At 67.3% G+C, this 15,060-nt stretch carries 14 protein-coding genes; 7 read left to right on the forward strand and 7 right to left on the reverse strand.

Going from position 1 to position 15,060, the window contains the following annotated elements; genetic code table 11:
* The first annotated feature begins 8 nt into the window (after nucleotides 1-8).
* A complete protein-coding gene (locus tag ACLQ3I_RS01810) occupies nucleotides 9-1,163 on the forward strand; it encodes a PQQ-dependent sugar dehydrogenase (RefSeq protein ID WP_425800684.1) in 1,155 nt (384 codons plus the stop codon).
* A 70-nt stretch (nucleotides 1,164-1,233) separates the two neighbouring features.
* Here ACLQ3I_RS01810 and gatB read toward each other — a convergent pair whose 3' ends face one another.
* Nucleotides 1,234-2,736 (reverse strand): Asp-tRNA(Asn)/Glu-tRNA(Gln) amidotransferase subunit GatB, encoded by a 1,503-nt coding sequence (gatB, locus tag ACLQ3I_RS01815; protein WP_425799956.1) that lies wholly within the window; start codon nucleotides 2,734-2,736, stop codon nucleotides 1,234-1,236.
* 143 nt (nucleotides 2,737-2,879) lie between these two features.
* Between gatB and ACLQ3I_RS01820 the strand changes: the two genes are divergently transcribed.
* Nucleotides 2,880-3,137, forward strand: a complete 258-nt coding sequence (locus ACLQ3I_RS01820) for a PspC domain-containing protein (RefSeq protein ID WP_425799957.1) — start codon at nucleotides 2,880-2,882, stop codon at nucleotides 3,135-3,137.
* A 4-nt stretch (nucleotides 3,138-3,141) separates the two neighbouring features.
* Here ACLQ3I_RS01820 and ACLQ3I_RS01825 read toward each other — a convergent pair whose 3' ends face one another.
* The 3 genes from ACLQ3I_RS01825 to ACLQ3I_RS01835 form a co-directional block, all read right to left on the reverse strand.
* A complete protein-coding gene (locus ACLQ3I_RS01825) occupies nucleotides 3,142-4,176 on the reverse strand; it encodes a 6-phosphofructokinase (protein WP_425799958.1) in 1,035 nt (344 codons plus the stop codon).
* Nucleotides 4,177-4,294: 118 nt separating this feature from the next.
* Nucleotides 4,295-4,957, reverse strand: a complete 663-nt coding sequence (locus ACLQ3I_RS01830; protein WP_425799959.1) for a response regulator — start codon at nucleotides 4,955-4,957, stop codon at nucleotides 4,295-4,297.
* A gap of 10 nt (nucleotides 4,958-4,967) precedes the next feature.
* Nucleotides 4,968-6,233 carry a sensor histidine kinase gene (locus tag ACLQ3I_RS01835; protein ID WP_425799960.1) on the reverse strand — a complete coding sequence of 422 codons (1,266 nt, stop codon included), beginning with the start codon at nucleotides 6,231-6,233 and terminating at the stop codon, nucleotides 4,968-4,970.
* A gap of 181 nt (nucleotides 6,234-6,414) precedes the next feature.
* Here ACLQ3I_RS01835 and ACLQ3I_RS01840 point away from each other — a divergent pair, with 181 nt between their 5' ends.
* Both ACLQ3I_RS01840 and ACLQ3I_RS01845 read left to right on the forward strand, forming a co-directional pair.
* Entirely contained in the window at nucleotides 6,415-7,080 is a 666-nt protein-coding gene (locus ACLQ3I_RS01840; RefSeq protein WP_425799961.1) for a hypothetical protein, read from the forward strand.
* Complete coding sequence (locus ACLQ3I_RS01845) at nucleotides 7,077-8,315, forward strand: alpha/beta-hydrolase family protein (protein WP_425799962.1); 1,239 nt, start codon at nucleotides 7,077-7,079, stop codon at nucleotides 8,313-8,315. The genes ACLQ3I_RS01840 and ACLQ3I_RS01845 overlap by 4 nt, the downstream gene beginning before the upstream one ends.
* A gap of 6 nt (nucleotides 8,316-8,321) precedes the next feature.
* Here ACLQ3I_RS01845 and gatA read toward each other — a convergent pair whose 3' ends face one another.
* Together gatA and gatC are read right to left on the reverse strand one after the other, a co-directional pair.
* On the reverse strand, nucleotides 8,322-9,812 hold the full coding sequence (gene gatA / locus ACLQ3I_RS01850) for an Asp-tRNA(Asn)/Glu-tRNA(Gln) amidotransferase subunit GatA (protein ID WP_425791531.1): 1,491 nt from the start codon (nucleotides 9,810-9,812) through the stop codon (nucleotides 8,322-8,324).
* Nucleotides 9,809-10,123 carry an Asp-tRNA(Asn)/Glu-tRNA(Gln) amidotransferase subunit GatC gene (gene gatC, locus ACLQ3I_RS01855; protein ID WP_425799963.1) on the reverse strand — a complete coding sequence of 105 codons (315 nt, stop codon included), beginning with the start codon at nucleotides 10,121-10,123 and terminating at the stop codon, nucleotides 9,809-9,811. The genes gatA and gatC overlap by 4 nt, the downstream gene beginning before the upstream one ends.
* A gap of 280 nt (nucleotides 10,124-10,403) precedes the next feature.
* Here gatC and ACLQ3I_RS01860 point away from each other — a divergent pair, with 280 nt between their 5' ends.
* Nucleotides 10,404-11,072, forward strand: coding sequence for an amino acid-binding protein (locus ACLQ3I_RS01860; protein ID WP_425791527.1), 669 nt, complete (start codon nucleotides 10,404-10,406; stop codon nucleotides 11,070-11,072).
* Nucleotides 11,073-11,109: 37 nt separating this feature from the next.
* Here the strand turns inward: ACLQ3I_RS01860 and ligA are convergent, their stop codons facing one another.
* On the reverse strand, nucleotides 11,110-13,185 hold the full coding sequence (ligA, locus tag ACLQ3I_RS01865; protein ID WP_425791525.1) for an NAD-dependent DNA ligase LigA: 2,076 nt from the start codon (nucleotides 13,183-13,185) through the stop codon (nucleotides 11,110-11,112).
* Between the two features lie 62 nt (nucleotides 13,186-13,247).
* On the opposite strand from ligA, the gene ACLQ3I_RS01870 reads away from it, so the two are divergent.
* Both ACLQ3I_RS01870 and ACLQ3I_RS01875 read left to right on the forward strand, forming a co-directional pair.
* Nucleotides 13,248-13,637 (forward strand): MmcQ/YjbR family DNA-binding protein, encoded by a 390-nt coding sequence (locus ACLQ3I_RS01870; RefSeq protein ID WP_425799964.1) that lies wholly within the window; start codon nucleotides 13,248-13,250, stop codon nucleotides 13,635-13,637.
* Between the two features lie 132 nt (nucleotides 13,638-13,769).
* Nucleotides 13,770-15,059: an MFS transporter gene (locus ACLQ3I_RS01875; protein ID WP_425791521.1), complete on the forward strand. Its 1,290-nt coding sequence runs from the start codon at nucleotides 13,770-13,772 to the stop codon at nucleotides 15,057-15,059.
* The last annotated feature ends 1 nt before the right edge of the window (nucleotide 15,060 follow it).

Here is a 15,060-nt window from a genome sequence, read left to right on the forward strand (position 1 = left end):
CGACGGGAATGCCTGGCCGGAAACGGTTCGCATCGGGGGGCCGGACATATCGCGTCCGGGTCGGCGCCATCGTCGCGATCCTCGCGGTGTTGGCGACGATCAGCGGATGCGCGGACTTCTCCGCTCAGGACCGAGAGAAGGACGCAGGCACGTTCAGTGCCAACAACGAGTCACAGCAGAAGAAGCAGACGCCTCCCCCGACACCCGCCGAGCCTCCCATCCCGCCGCCACCGGGCCCCTGCGTGGATCCGGACCCCGCCGTGATCGCGACGTGCCTGGCATCGACCGCCGGCGTGATGCCAGGCGACGACAAGGGCGATGTCACGGTGGTCGCCGAGCGGACGACCGGCAAGATCATCACCACCAAACGCTATGGACCGCAACGTGTCCTGGCGACAGTGCCGGTCGATTCGTCCGGCGACGGCGGACTGATCGACTTCGCGTTCTCACCCACCTACGCGCAGGACCGACTGATCTACGCGCTGATCACCACCGCATCCGACAATCGCGTCGTGCGGATCGCGCCCGGCGACGTGCCGAAACCGATTCTGACGGGTATCCCCAAGGGCGCCAACGGAAACATGGGCGCGATGTACTTCCGCAACCCTTCCGAGCTGATCGTGGCAACCGGCAATGCCGGTGACCCGTCCGCCGCGGCGAGCCCGTCGTCGCTGGCCGGAAAGATATTGTCGGTGACCGCGCTCGGATCAGGTGCCAACCCACGTCCGCGCACGCTGGCCTCGGGACTCGGCTCAAACGTGTCGCTGTGCCCGAGCACGACGTCGGGGTCGCTGTACTTCGCCGATCAGACGACCGCCGAGGATCGCGTGCAGGTGCTCGAATCGTCGGGCCCGAAGGTGCTGTGGACCTGGCCGGACCGCCCACAGATCGCCGGATGCGCCGTGACGTCGGGTGCGATCTTCGTCTCCACCACGCGAACGCAGCACATCGAGGCGATCAACGAACCGACGCGGCAGAAGCCTGCCATCACACCACCGGCGGTGGTCCTGGAGAAGCGCTACGGGGCGTTGGGCCGAATGGTGGCACTGCAGAACGGCATCCTCCAGTTCGCGACGGTCAACAAGCAGTCCGGAAAACCGGTGAGCACCGACGACCGAGTGGTGAAGTGGCTGCCGCCGTCTTCGACCGAGGATCGCACCTGACCGACGAGCGGAACAACCCGATTTTGTAGTCCGAACACCGCGCGAAACGCGTGTTCAGACTACAAAATCGTCAGGAGCAGGCGGCGATCACGAGCTCTTTCACCCGCGCCGGATCCGCCTGACCGCGGGTGGCCTTCATGACGTCGCCGACGATCTTGCCGGCCGCCTGGACCTTTCCGCCCCGGATCTTGTCGGCGATGTCGGGATTCGCGGCCAGCGCCTCGTCGACCGCCTTCTGCAGCGCCGAATCGTCGCGCACCACCTCGAGCCCGCGATCGGCGACGATCTGCTCTGGCTCGCCCTCACCGTCGAGCACCGCCACCACGACCTGCTGGGCGAGCTTGTTGGTGAGCTTGCCCGCGTCGACCAGCCCGATCACGGTCGCGACCTGAGCCGGGGAGATCGACAGCTCCGCGAGCTCGACGGACCGGGTGTTGGCCTGCTGCGCAAGGAAGGAGACCCACCAACCGCGGGCGGCCTCCGGACTTGCGCCCGCTTCGACGGTCTCGATGATCAGGTCCACTGCACCGACGTTGACGAGATCACGCATCACCTCGTCGGAGACCCCCCAGTCTTCCTGAATTCGCGCCCGCCGCACCCAGGGCATCTCCGGCAACGTGGTCCCGAGTTCCTTGATCCACGACGGATCCGGTTGCACCGGCGGCAGATCGGGCTCCGGGAAATAGCGGTAGTCCTCGGCGGTCTCCTTGCGACGGCCCGCCGCGGTGGTGCCGTCCTCCTCGTGGAAATGCCTTGTCTCCTGGATGATCTCACCACCGGCTTCGAGAATGGCCGCCTGGCGGCGCATCTCGTGACGCACGGCGATCTCGACGCTCTTGAGCGAATTGACGTTCTTCGTCTCCGTGCGGGTACCGAACTGCGCGGCATCCTTACGCATCAGGGACACGTTGGCATCGCAGCGCATCGATCCCTGGTCCATCCGGACATCGGAGACCCCGAGCGCCTTCAGCAGGTCACGCAGTGCCGTCACGTACGCACGGGCCACCTCCGGGGCGCGCTCCCCCGCACCGACGATGGGCTTGGTCACGATCTCCACCAGCGGGACCCCGGCACGGTTGTAATCCAACAACGAGTGACTGGCTCCCTGGATGCGGCCGGACCCGCCGACGTGCAACGACTTGCCGGTGTCCTCCTCCATGTGCGCGCGTTCGATCTCCACACGCCAGGGCGTTCCGTCCGGGAGCAATACCTCCAGATATCCCTCGTAGGCGATCGGCTCGTCGTACTGGGAGATCTGGTAGTTCTTCGGCTGATCCGGATAGAAGTAGTTCTTCCGCGCGAACACACTCGACGGCCGGATCGAGCAGTTCAGTGCGAGGCCGATCCGGATCGCCGACTCGATGGCCTTGAGGTTGGCCACCGGCAGTGCCCCCGGCAGGCCGATGCACACCGGGCACACCTGGGTGTTCGGGTCGGCGCCGAACGCGGTCGGGCAGCCGCAGAACATCTTGGTCACGGTCCCGAGTTCCACGTGGACCTCGAGGCCCATGACCGGATCGAAATCCGCGATGACCTGGTCGTAGTCGAGCAGTTCAGTGGCAGCGGCAGTCATGGCGTCCATCTTATTGCTCCGCCGATCCCGCGACCGCCTGGGTCGGTGAACTGCACGTGAGAATCGGGGTCGAGGTCAGGGTCATCCCCGATGCCGGCAGGACTTCCCCTGGGTAGCGTCGGGAGTGTCAGAAAGGAACCCCGATGACCACACCAGAACCCGCCACCACCCGTTTGATGCGTTCCCGAGACGACGCCTGGCTCGGCGGAGTATGCGGGGGCATCGCCACGCGTTTCGGTTGGGACGCCACGCTCATCCGCGTCCTCTTCGTCGCCTCGATCCTGCTTCCCGGACCGCAGGTGCTGCTGTACCTGGTGCTCTGGCTCGTCATCCCGCGTGAGCCCGTCGCGCAGCCACCGGTGATGGCTTCGCCCATCACCTACCCGCCGTCGAGTCTGTAGACCATCACCCGAAGATGACGCGGATCTCCTGATACTGGTCGGACGGCACCGACTTCTCGTTGGCGAGGGCATCGGCGAAGTCGACGTGCACGATTTCTGTGCCACGCAACGCGACCATCTTGCCCCAGCCCTTGTCGGCGCAGAGATCGGTGACCGCCATGCCGAGTCGGGTGGCCAGCACGCGGTCGAACGCGGTGGGGACGCCGCCTCGCTGGATGTGACCGAGCACCGTCGAGCGGGTCTCGATGCCGGTGCGTTCCTGGATGAGTGGGGCGAGCACCTCGCCGATGCCGCCGAGCCGAGGCCGATTGAAGCCGTCGAGGCCTTTGTCGGAGTACGCCTGATCCATGTCGGGCAGCTTGAAACCCTCCGCGACCACGACCATCGGTGCACGGCCGCGATTCTTGACACTGGTCGCCCACGCGCAGATCTGATTGAGACTTTCCGGCTGCTCCGGGATGAGGATCGCGTGCGCACCACCGGCGATACCCGAGTAGAGGGCGATCCACCCCGCGTGGCGACCCATGACCTCCAGGACCATGCAGCGTTTGTGCGAGTTGCCGGTCGTCCGGAGCCGATCGATCGCCTCGGTGGCGATCTCCACCGCGGTGTTGAAGCCGAAGGTGTAGTCGGTGGCGTCGAGGTCGTTGTCGATCGTCTTCGGTACGCCGACGATGTTGACGCCGTCTTCGTAGAGTCTCTTCGACGCCGACGCGGTGCCCTCGCCGCCGATCGCGATGACGCCGTCGATACCGAGGTTCTTCAGCACCTTCTTGATGGCCTCGGGGCCCCCGTCGGGCTCCTGGTACGGGCCGAAGCGACTGGTGCCCAAGATCGTTCCGCCCTCGTGCGATAGACCTCGAACCCGGGTGCGGTCCAATTCGATGATGTCGCCGTAGACGAGGCCATACCACCCATCTTTGAAGCCGACGAACTCATGGCCGTAGACGGTTTCACCCTTGAGTACCGCACCGCGGATCACCGCGTTCAGTCCAGGGCAATCGCCGCCGCTGGTGAGAATGCCGAACCTCTTGGCCATACCCTGGGACCTCCATGCCGACCGACGTCATACGTACGCCACTCAATCTAGTGGGCGGGACGATCATCTGCCGGACGTCGCACATCCCGGTTGGCGCGCCCGACCGAGGGAGGCGACGCTACTTGAGCCCGTTCTCGTAGGCGAAGACCACGGCCTGCGCCCGGTCGCGCAATCCCAGCTTGCCGAGCACGCTGCTGACATGCGTCTTCACGGTCTGCTCGGAGACGAACAGGTCGCCGGCGATCTCCCCGTTCGACTTGCCGTCCGATACCAGCTCGAGCACCTCTCGCTCACGGGGCGTGAGATGTTCGACAGCGGTGTTCCGCGGCGCCCGCGCGCGGCGCGAGGTCACCTCGGCGATGAGTCGCCGGGTGATCGAGGGTGCCAGCAGGGCCTCGCCCGCAGCGACCACCCGCACTGCTCGGACCAGTTCGTCGGCCGGCGCATCCTTGAGCATGAATCCCGACGCGCCGATGCGCAGGGCTTCGAAGACATAGTCGTCGATGTCGAATGTGGTCAGCATGAGCACCCGGGTGGGGGTTCCGTCGGTGGGACGTGATGCGGATCGCAGGATCTCCTCGGCGGCCCGCAGTCCGTCCTTGCGCGGCATCCGCACGTCCATCAGAACCACATCCGGCCGCACCCGACCGCAGAGCTCGACTGCCTCGACCCCGTCCGCGGCGTCGCCCAGAACCGAGATGTCGGATTGCGCTGCGAGCAGGGCCGAGAACCCCTGACGCACCATCGCCTGATCGTCGACGACCACCACGGTGAGAGCCACGAAACAGAGCCTATTCGCCCGCGCGCAACGTCGACGCGGCGACACCGACGGTCTGACCGCCCTGATCGGGGATGAGGGCCCGGACCACGAAGCCCCCGTCGTCGGAGGGCTCGGTGGTCAGCACTCCCCCCACCGCAGAGGCCCGCTCGATCATGCCGGGGATCCCGGTGCCGGGACCCGCGATCCGAACCGGCTCGGATGTCGGGGCCGAATTGCGGATCTCGATCTCGGCGGTCCCGTCACCCGCAGGCGCGATCCGCACCTCGATCCGGGCGCCCGGCGCATGTCGGGTGGCGTTGGCGAGACTCTCCTGCACGATCCGATACATGACCAGGCTCGAGGCCTCGCCGATGCCGTCGTGCTCGACCGAGTCGGACAGATCGACGACGGCCCCGGCCATGCGTGTCTGCATCACCAGGCCGTTGAGGTCACCGAGACCGGGGTTGGGGGCCGACAACACCTCCCCGTCGGTCCGCAGCACACCCAGTAGCTGACGGACCTCGTCGAGTGAGGCACGGGCGGACACCGCGATCGCCTCGAATTCCGCCGCTGCTTCGTCGCTGACGTCGTCGAGTCGGTATCGCGCGGTCTGCGCCATCACGACGACGACCGACATCCGGTGTGCCACAACATCATGGAGGTCCCGGGCGATCCGGGTCCGCTCCTGCAGGATCGCCTTCTGGGATTCCACCAGCTGGGTCTGCTCCGTGCTCTGCGCGAGCTGGCGGCGCGAACGCGAGAGGAAACGCACCAGGGCGACCACCACCGCGAGGAAGGTCAGCCCGACAACCCACCCACCGCGCGCATCGGGCGGCGCGGCGATCGCGAACACGATCGCCGTGCAGACCCATACGACGGGAACCCACCGCAACGCACAGCGCACGTAGGCGAAGAACGTCAGGACCAGCAGCGCGATCAGATGGGTCACCTGGATCGACCACGGCCAGCCGCTGACGGTGGGCACCACGATCCCGATCATCTGTGCCGACACGACCGAGATCGCCCAGCCGATCAGTGGCGCCGACCACGCGAGCGCGACCGGGAAAGCCGCGAACGCCGCGACCACCGGCAGTGCGTAGGCAGGCATCGAATGGGTCAGCGGCAGCGTCGGCCACGAGACCGAGTAGAGGGCGACGGCCGCCGTCAGGAAGAACCAGTTGGCGCGCGACGAAAAGTATCGTCGGACGGCCGGGTTCTGGGCGGCGGGCAGACCCTGGATCTCGCGTACCGCCGCCGTCCCGGCCGTGCCGATCAACGACCGCGTTCGTCGGAACATTCTCATCACCTCGACTGTCCACGGTATGCGGGCACGACCTCGCACGTCCTCATACTCGAGAGGGATTCCGTTCTCCCCCGTCCGGAGCAGAGACATCCGCCCACGCCAGACCATGCGACGGTGACTTATTCACCGTTAAGGCCGATGTGGCATAGTGCCGTGGATTCGTAACTTCGACGCCATGAGAAAACACAGAAACGACCGGCCCCGAGGGCGCCGGAGCTTGGTCATCCTCATTCTCATCGCCGCCGCCACAACCATTCTCGGTCTCGGCTTCGGTGCGTCCGACGCACGGTCGTCGTCCGGGGCGGACGCACCGGGCACCGCGCGAACGGCCATGCTGCCGACGGCCGGTGATCTGGCCACACCGGCCGGCCGGATGGTGCGGGACCTCACATCTGGGCATCCCGATCGCGTCGCCGACGAGCTACCACCGGACTTCACCACGGATCTCGGCTACCGGCCGCGGGTCGTCGCCGGCTATCCGGTCAATCCCAGCGGTGGCTGCTCCTCACCGGTGACGCTGCCCCGGCGGTTCGAGGTCTTGTGCCGATCCCACGACTTCGGTTACGACGTACTGCGTTACGCCGCGGAGACCGGACATCCACTGGGCGGATGGGCACGCCTGCGCCTTGACCGCCAACTCGTCGACCGGATGCACGCGTCGTGTACTTATCCGCTGTGTGACGCCGCTGCCACCGCGACGGAAGTGGCCCTCCGCCTCAACACCTGGCGGCAGTACGACGGTCCCCCCACCGCCGTCGAGTCCGCGACGCAGATCGTGTCGTCCGGCGTCGGACGCGGGTGGGCAGACCTCCTCGACCGACGAGCCGATACGCCGCAATGACGGCCGCCGCACCCCCGTTCGGGCCGGTGCGGTACCCACGACGAATCCCCTTCTCCCCTCCCCACCCCGCCGTCTCGATCGCGGCGGCCCTGGGAGCGGTGACGGCGCTCTGGCCGTGTGGGCTCCCCCGATCCGGGATCATCTCGGGCGCCCTCACGGCACTGTGCGTGGGAATCGCAACGACCGCAGCACTTGTCGTCACTCGACGACGCACCGCGAACCCGGCCCCGGCGGTGGCAGTCGTCGCCGGGGCCGCCGGTGCGCTGGTCTCGATGGCGCTGATCAGCCTGTCGTGGCAGAACTCACTCCGAACTGATCTCGACGCACCGCACGCCGGTGTGAGCTGGCTCGCCGCCTCGATACTCCCAGCGGCACTGCTGTTCACGGCGATCGTCTCACTGCCACGGACCACCGCGATGATCGGTGCGACGGTGGTGGCGGTGGCCGCGGGATATCTTCCGGCAGCTCAGGCCGACGATGCGCCGTCCCCGCCCCGCACACCGGCCGGTGTCATCTACGGCCTCGACGACGGCGCATCCCTCACGAGTCGCAGCCGGGACCTCGCGACCCGCTGGGTGGACGCGGGGGGACTCGACCTCCGGGCCGTGGTGATCGCCGTGCCGACGGGCTCCGGGTGGATCGATTCCACCGCCGTCGCCGGCTACCAGGACCGATTTGCCGGAGATGTCGCGATACTCACGATTCAGTATGCCCAGATGCCGTCGTGGCGGGCGTTCGTCGGCGACCGCTCGGCAGCGGGACGCAGCGCGATCGCGCTGCTCCACGAGGTCATCGACCACACCATGACCCGCCCACCGGACCGACGACCACAGATCCGCCTCTACGGACAGAGCCTCGGAGCCATCGGCGCAGAGGAGGCCAGGGTGTGGGCGGGCGACCACCGCCCCGGTGCGGTCGCCGAGACGTTGCTGGCGGGGGTTCCCGGAGATTCGGTCGCCGACGACCCGGGATCCGGCGCGCGACGGGTCGTCCTCGCCAACGCATCCGACCCGATCCCGCGGTGGTCGCCGTCGCTGATCTGGCGACCGGCGCAGCAACCACGGGGCACAGTTGTCGTCGGCCGAACCGTCCGTCACCCACCGTGGTTGCCGGTGGTCGGGTTCCTGCAGACGAGCACCGATCTGCTCGGCTCGCTCGACGGCGCTCCGGGCGTCGGTCACCGATACGGTCAGAAGCAGTCGTCGAGCATGTCGTCGACGACCGGCGGCGGGTGACCCGGGTCAGCCGACGGGGCCGCGTGCGGCCTCGTAGGCAGCACCCACCCGGTACAGGCGATCGTCGGCGAGCGCGGGAGCCATGATCTGCAGGCCGACCGGCATCCCGTCGTCGGCGGAGATCCCCGACGGCACCGACATCGCGCCGATCCCCGCCAGGTTCACCGGCAGCGTGCAGAGATCGAACAGGTACATGGCCAGCGGATCGTCGACCTTCTCGCCCAGGTCGAATGCGGTCGTCGGGGTGGTCGGCGACACCAGGACGTCGACCTTCTCGAAGGCGTTGCCGAAGTCCCGGGCGATCAGGGTCCGCACCTTCTGCGCCTGTCCGTAATAGGCGTCGTAGTAGCCCGATGACAGCGCGTAGGTGCCGATCATGATGCGGCGCTTGACCTCCGGCCCGAAGCCCTGGTCGCGGGTCAACGCCATGACCTCTTCCGCGCTGTGCTTGCCGTCGTCGCCGACCCGGAGCCCGTACCGCATCGCGTCGAAACGCGCGAGGTTCGACGACACCTCTGACGGCAGGATCAGGTAGTACGCGCCGAGCGCATAGGTGAAATGCGGGCACGACACCTCGACGACCTCGGCGCCACGGTCGGTGAGCACTTGAAGGGCTGCGCGGAACGAATCCAGCACCCCCGCTTGATAGCCCTCGCCCTGGAGTTCGGTCACCACACCGATCCGGACACCCGAGAGATCTTGCTGCGCACCGAACTCGGCTGCGGCAACCACATCGGGGACCGGCGCGTCGATCGAGGTGGAGTCACGTTTGTCGTGTCCGGCGATCACCGCGTGGAGCAGCGCCGTGTCCAGCACGGTGCGCCCACACGGCCCACCCTGATCGAGCGACGACGCGCACGCGACCAGGCCGTAGCGCGACACCGTGCCGTAGGACGGCTTCACACCCACCGTCGCGGTGACGGCGGCCGGTTGGCGGATCGATCCACCGGTGTCGGTGCCGATGGCCAACGGGGCCTGATAGGACGCGAGCGCTGCCGCGCTGCCGCCGCCGGATCCGCCCGGGATCTTGTCGGTGTTCCACGGGTTGCGGGTCACCTGATACGCGGAGTTCTCGGTCGAGCTGCCCATCGCGAACTCGTCCATGTTGGTCTTGCCGAGGATCGGGATACCGGCGGCACGCAGCCGCTCGGTCACGGCCGCGTCGTACGGCGGCACCCACCCTTCCAGGATCCGCGAGCCACAGGTGGTGGGCGCGTCGACGGTGGTGAACACATCCTTCAACGCGATCGGGACGCCGGCGAGCGGCGACGGCGCCTCACCCGCCGCGATGGCGTCGTCGGCGGCCTTGGCCGCCACCAGCGCCTCGGCACCGCTGATGTGTAGAAAGGCACCGAGCTGGTCGTCGATCTCGGCTATCCGGTCCAGGTGGGCCTGGGTGACCTCGACCGACGACACCTCGCGGGTGCCGATCTTCTCGGCGAGCTCGGCGGCCGAGAGGCCGGTGATCTCCCCTGCAGCCCGTGGTGCGTCGGTCACTGTTCCTCCCCCAGGATCTGCGGGACCGCGAACCGGTCCTGCTCGACGGCCGGCGCGCCGGACAGTGCCTGCTCAGTGGTCAGGCAGGGCTCCTCGACGTCGGGACGGAGCACATTCGCGAGCGCCGCCGGATGCGCGGTGCCCGGCACGTCGTCGGCGGCCAACTCGGACACCTGTGCGACATGCGCCAGGATCGAATCGAGCTGCGTCGCGTACTGGTCGAGTTCGTCGTCGGTCAGCGCGAGCCGGGACAGCCGAGCCAGATGCGCGACCTCCTCCCGGGAGATCGCCGACCCTGATCCGCTGGACATGCCAGGTCCTTTCGCCGTGTCGTGCGTGGTCTGCCCACCAGCCTATGGGAGTGCACCGGGACGGCGTCGTGGCGGTGGTCGGTCCAGGCCACGAAGTCGTGTTCTCGACCGGACTGGATCCGTTGTGCGACCGACGTGGTGACCTGGGTGGAGCCGTCGCCTGCCCGCTCGGTCGGGGTGTCGGCCGCCATCGGTTCATCGTGACGACCCGCCCCGCGGTACGCACATCGCCGCCGCACCCGGAAGCCTCACCGCACGCGGTTGGATCGGTGGTGCGACAATGGCGGGCGTGTCTTACCTGCTGCGGGTGTACCTCCAGGATCGGCCGGGCAGTCTCGGATTGCTGGCCGTCCAGCTGGGTTCGGTGGGCGCCGACATCCTCTCACTCGAGGTGGTGGAACGCGGCGACGGTTATGCCGTCGACGACCTCGTGGTCGAGGTGTCCCCGGGTTCGCTGCCCGACGCCCTGATCACGGCGGCCGAGAAGGTCAAGGGCGTCCGAGTCGACTCGATCCGGCCCTATTCGGGGGTGCTCGACACCCATCGGGAACTCGAACTCGTCGACCAGGTCGCGACGGTGGGTCGCGACCGTCTGCAGGTTCTCGTCGACAATGCCCCCCGCGTGTTGCGCGTCTCCTGGGCCATGGTCGTGACCGATGCCAGCGGCGGTGTCCTGCAATTGTTCGGCAGTTCCGGTGCTCCGGAAACGCCGCTGACGCATGTCGACTGGTTGCCGCTGCGCGTCGCCGCGCAACTCGACGGCGAAGGCGACTGGGTACCCGATGCGTGGAAGGACATGGACACCCGGATGGCCGCGGCCCCACTCGGCAACGGGGACAAGGCGATTCTCCTCGGCCGCATCGGTGGGCCCGATTTCCGACCGTCGGAGGTGGCACGTCTCGGTTACCTGGCGGGCATCGTCAGTACGGTTCTGCGCGCGGAGAGCTGACGCACGACGGCAGCGTGCCCATTCGGCCCACCCCGACTCAGCCCGGCTCGTGATCCCCCGTCTCGAGAAGACGTTTGAAGGCATCCTCGTCGAGGACCGGGACCCCGAGCTGTTCGGCCTTGGCGGCCTTGCTGCCGGGCGAATCACCCACCACGACGAAGTCGGTCTTCTTGGACACCGACCCCGATGCCTTGCCGCCGCGCACCAGAATCGCCTCTTTGGCACCGTCGCGCGAGAAGTCCTCGAGGGAACCGGTCACGACGACGGTCTTGCCCTCCAGCGTCCGGGCGATCGACTCGTCCCGCTCGTCCTCCATGGAAACGCCTGCGGCGCGCCATTTCTCGACGACATCGCGGTGCCAGTCGACGGCGAACCAGTCCCGGATGCTCTGCGCGAGGGTGGCCCCGAGCCCCTCGACGTCGGCCAGATCCTCGGCGCTTGCATCCTCGATCGCCTGAAGTGATCCGAACTCGGTGGCCAGCGCACGTGCCGCGGTCGGCCCGACGTGCCGGATGGACAACCCCACCAGGACCCGCCAGAGCGGGACCTTCTTGGCGTTCTCGAGATTTGCGATCAGCCGCTTGCCGTTGGCGGACAGGGCTCCCGCCTTGGTGGTGAAGAGATCGGTCTGCACGAGATCGTCGGCGGTCAGCCCGAACAGGTCGCCCTCGTTGGTGATCACCCCCGACGTCAACAGCGCGGTCGCGGCCTCGTAGCCGAGGGCCTCGATGTCGAAGGAGCCGCGGCCGGCCAGGTGGAACAGCCTCTCGCGCAACTGCGCCGGGCAGGATTGGGTGTTGGGACAACGGATATCGGCGTCGCTGTCCTTCTCGGGCCGGAGTTCGGTCCCACACTCGGGGCAGTGCGTCGGCATGACGAACTCGCGTTCACTCCCGTCACGGACGTCGACGACCGGACCGAGGACCTCGGGGATCACGTCGCCGGCCTTGCGGATGGTGACGGTGTCGCCGATCAGGACACCCTTGCGCTTGACCTCGGACTCGTTGTGCAGCGTCGCGCGGGCCACTGTCGATCCGGCGACCAGGATCGGTTCCATGAACGCGAACGGTGTCACGCGTCCGGTACGCCCCACCCCGACCTTGATGTCGAGGAGCTTGGTGGTCGCCTCCTCGGGCGGGTACTTGTAGGCGATGGCCCATCGCGGGGCGCGGGACGTCGCACCCAGCCTGCGCTGGAGGGTGACGTCGTCGACCTTCACGACGATCCCGTCGATCTCGTGCTCGACGTCGTGTCGGTGTTCACCCCAGTAGGCGATCTTGTCGACGATCTGCGCGGCACCGTCGAGTTTGGTGGTGTGGGCGGAGACCGGCAGGCCCCACGCGCCGATCGCCAGGTAGGCATCGTGCAGCGACGCCGGTCGCCAGCCCTCGGTGTGCCCGATGCCGTGGCAGATCATCCGGAGCCGACGGCGGGACGTCACCTGGGGATTCTTCTGGCGTAGCGATCCCGCAGCAGAGTTGCGCGGATTCGCGAACGGCGCCTTGCCCTCGGCGACCAGGGACGCATTGAGTGCCGCGAAGTCCTCCCCGCGGAAGAACACCTCCCCACGGACCTCGAGGACGTGCGGGATGGGGAAGTCGTCGGATGCGGTCAGCCGGTTCGGGATGTCCTCGATGGTCCGCGCATTCAGGGTGACGTCCTCCCCCGTCCGGCCGTCGCCGCGGGTGACCGCGCGGGTCAGCGAGCCGTCGGTGTAGACGAGGGCCAGCGCGACACCGTCGATCTTGAGTTCACAGAGGAAGTCGACGCCGCCGCCCGTCTCGGCGTGTACCCGGTCCACCCAGGCTCGCATCTCGTCGGAGTCGAAGACGTTGTCGAGCGACAACATCCGCTCGAGATGGTCGACGGGCGTGAACGCCGTCGAGAACCCACCGCCGACGAGCTTGGTCGGCGAGTCGGGGGACGCCAGTTCCGGATGCGCGTCCTCGAGTTCCTGCAGTTTGCGGAGCAGATGGTCGAACTCGCCGTCCGAGACGATCGGCGCGTCCTTGACGTAATACCGGAACTGGTGGTCGCGGATCTCGTCGGCGAGCGCGGTCCACTCCTCGCGCAGGTCGCCGCTCTGATCGGTGGTGCCGACTTCATCTGCCACGACCTGAGCCTATCGGAGCAGACCGACACCTCCGGCCTGCCGACCCGCCCTATCCTGGGTTCATGCCGCACCCGATCATGTTCGACGACGCCGACCCCGTCCTCGCTCGCGTGCGGCAGGTCGCGTTGGCGTTACCCGACACCACCGAGGTGGTCGCCCACGGCCGCCCGACATTCCGGTGCGGGAAGATGTTCGGCAACTACGGCGGCAGCGTCCAGGGCAGCAAGGTGCGACACGATCGGTCCGTCCTGTTCATTCCCGACGAGTCGGAACGTCCCGCTCTGCGCGACGACGCACGGTTCTTTCTGCCCGCCTACCTCGGCGCGTACGGATGGCTGGGCCTGGTGCTCGACGAGTCGTCGGACTGGGCGGAGGTCGGCGAACTCCTCGACGCCAGCTATCGACAGATCGCACCCCGGCGATCCATCGCCAAGTTGTCGACGCCCGACTGACCTCGGCGTTCGAGACCGACACCAATCCTGCTGCGCCCCTTAAAGGTACGACAAATCCGACAAAGCGGCGAGTTGCCCACCGAGCGGTGACCGAGGTCTAGGCTGGGATCGCAGTCGACCCGGGAGGTTCGGATGTCCACGGCCGCAGCGTCACCGCGCGAACGGCTCACCCCAGACCAGCGCAACTCGTTTGCCGCCGCCTATCTCGGATGGGCGATGGATGCGTTCGACTATTTCCTGGTGGTGTTGATCTACGCCGACATCGCCAAGGATTTCGACGTGCCACTGGATCAGATGGCCCTGATCACCACGATGACCCTCATCATGCGGCCGGTCGGCGCGTTCATCTTCGGCCTGTGGGCGGATCGCAAGGGACGCAAGATCCCGCTGATGGCGAACGTCGTGTTCTACAGCTTCGTCGGATTCCTGTGCGCCTTCGCGCCCAACTTCTGGATCCTGATGATCCTGCGCATGCTCTACGGCATCGGCATGGGCGGCGAGTGGGGCCTGGGTGCCGCACTGGCCATGGAGAAGATCCCCGTCTCACGCCGCGGTTTCTTCTCGGGCTTTCTGCAGAGCGGGTACTCGATGGGCTACCTGTGCGCCTCACTGGCGTTCCTGCTGCTCAACACCTGGTGGGGACTCAGTTGGCGCTGGATGTTCGCACTGTCGGTCATCCCGGCGCTGATCAGTCTGCTCATCCGGGCCAAGGTCGAGGAGTCCGAGGCGTGGCGGGCCACCCGGGAGCGGGTGAAGCAGACCCAGACCTCGGTCCGCGACCTCCTGGCCAATCCGGTCATCTGGCGGCGATTCATCTTCTTGGTGCTGCTGATGACGGCGTTCAACTGGATGAGCCACGGCACCCAGGACATCTATCCGACCTTCCTGAAGGCGACCGAGCACGGCGGCGCGGATCTGGCCGCGAGCACCGCGACCTGGATCGCGGTGATCTACAACGTCGGTGCGATCATCGGCGGCCTCATTGCGGGCGCGCTGTCCGAACGCTACGGCCGCAAGGTGCTGATCGTCGCGTGTGCACTTCTCGCACTGCCGATCGTGCCCCTGTTCGCCTACTCCACCACTGCCGGCAGCCTGGCCCTCGGGTCGTTCCTGATGCAGGTGATGGTCCAGGGCGCCTGGGGTGTGATCCCTGCCCACCTGACCGAACTGTCACCCGACGAGATCCGTGGGTTCTACCCCGGTGTGACGTATCAGTTGGGCAACTGCCTGGCCGCGTTCAATCTCCCCATTCAGGAGCGCCTCGCCGAGGGACACGGTTATCCGTTCGCGTTGTCGGTGACGATCGTGCCGGTCCTGATCGTCGTGATCGTCCTGACGACGCTCGGGAAGGAGCGCAAGGGCGTGGTGTTCGGGACCACGCAGACGAGTGCGCAGTCCACCGCCGACGCGGAACCCGGCTGAG

Origin of the sequence: Gordonia sp. DT101 (assembly GCF_049844895.1) — a bacterium.
GTDB lineage: Bacteria > Actinomycetota > Actinomycetes > Mycobacteriales > Mycobacteriaceae > Gordonia.

Coding starts and splice junctions, on each gene's coding strand:
- ACLQ3I_RS01820 (WP_425799957.1), top strand. CDS start 2,880: ATGACCACACCAGAACCCGCCACCACCCGTTTGATGCGTTCCCGAGAC.
- ACLQ3I_RS01860 (WP_425791527.1), top strand. CDS start 10,404: ATGGCGGGCGTGTCTTACCTGCTGCGGGTGTACCTCCAGGATCGGCCG.
- ACLQ3I_RS01845 (WP_425799962.1), top strand. CDS start 7,077: ATGACGGCCGCCGCACCCCCGTTCGGGCCGGTGCGGTACCCACGACGA.
- gatB (WP_425799956.1), bottom strand. CDS start 2,736: ATGACTGCCGCTGCCACTGAACTGCTCGACTACGACCAGGTCATCGCG.
- ACLQ3I_RS01835 (WP_425799960.1), bottom strand. CDS start 6,233: ATGTTCCGACGAACGCGGTCGTTGATCGGCACGGCCGGGACGGCGGCG.
- ACLQ3I_RS01810 (WP_425800684.1), top strand. CDS start 9: ATGCCTGGCCGGAAACGGTTCGCATCGGGGGGCCGGACATATCGCGTC.
- gatC (WP_425799963.1), bottom strand. CDS start 10,123: ATGTCCAGCGGATCAGGGTCGGCGATCTCCCGGGAGGAGGTCGCGCAT.
- ACLQ3I_RS01825 (WP_425799958.1), bottom strand. CDS start 4,176: ATGGCCAAGAGGTTCGGCATTCTCACCAGCGGCGGCGATTGCCCTGGA.
- ACLQ3I_RS01875 (WP_425791521.1), top strand. CDS start 13,770: ATGTCCACGGCCGCAGCGTCACCGCGCGAACGGCTCACCCCAGACCAG.
- ACLQ3I_RS01840 (WP_425799961.1), top strand. CDS start 6,415: ATGAGAAAACACAGAAACGACCGGCCCCGAGGGCGCCGGAGCTTGGTC.
- ACLQ3I_RS01870 (WP_425799964.1), top strand. CDS start 13,248: ATGCCGCACCCGATCATGTTCGACGACGCCGACCCCGTCCTCGCTCGC.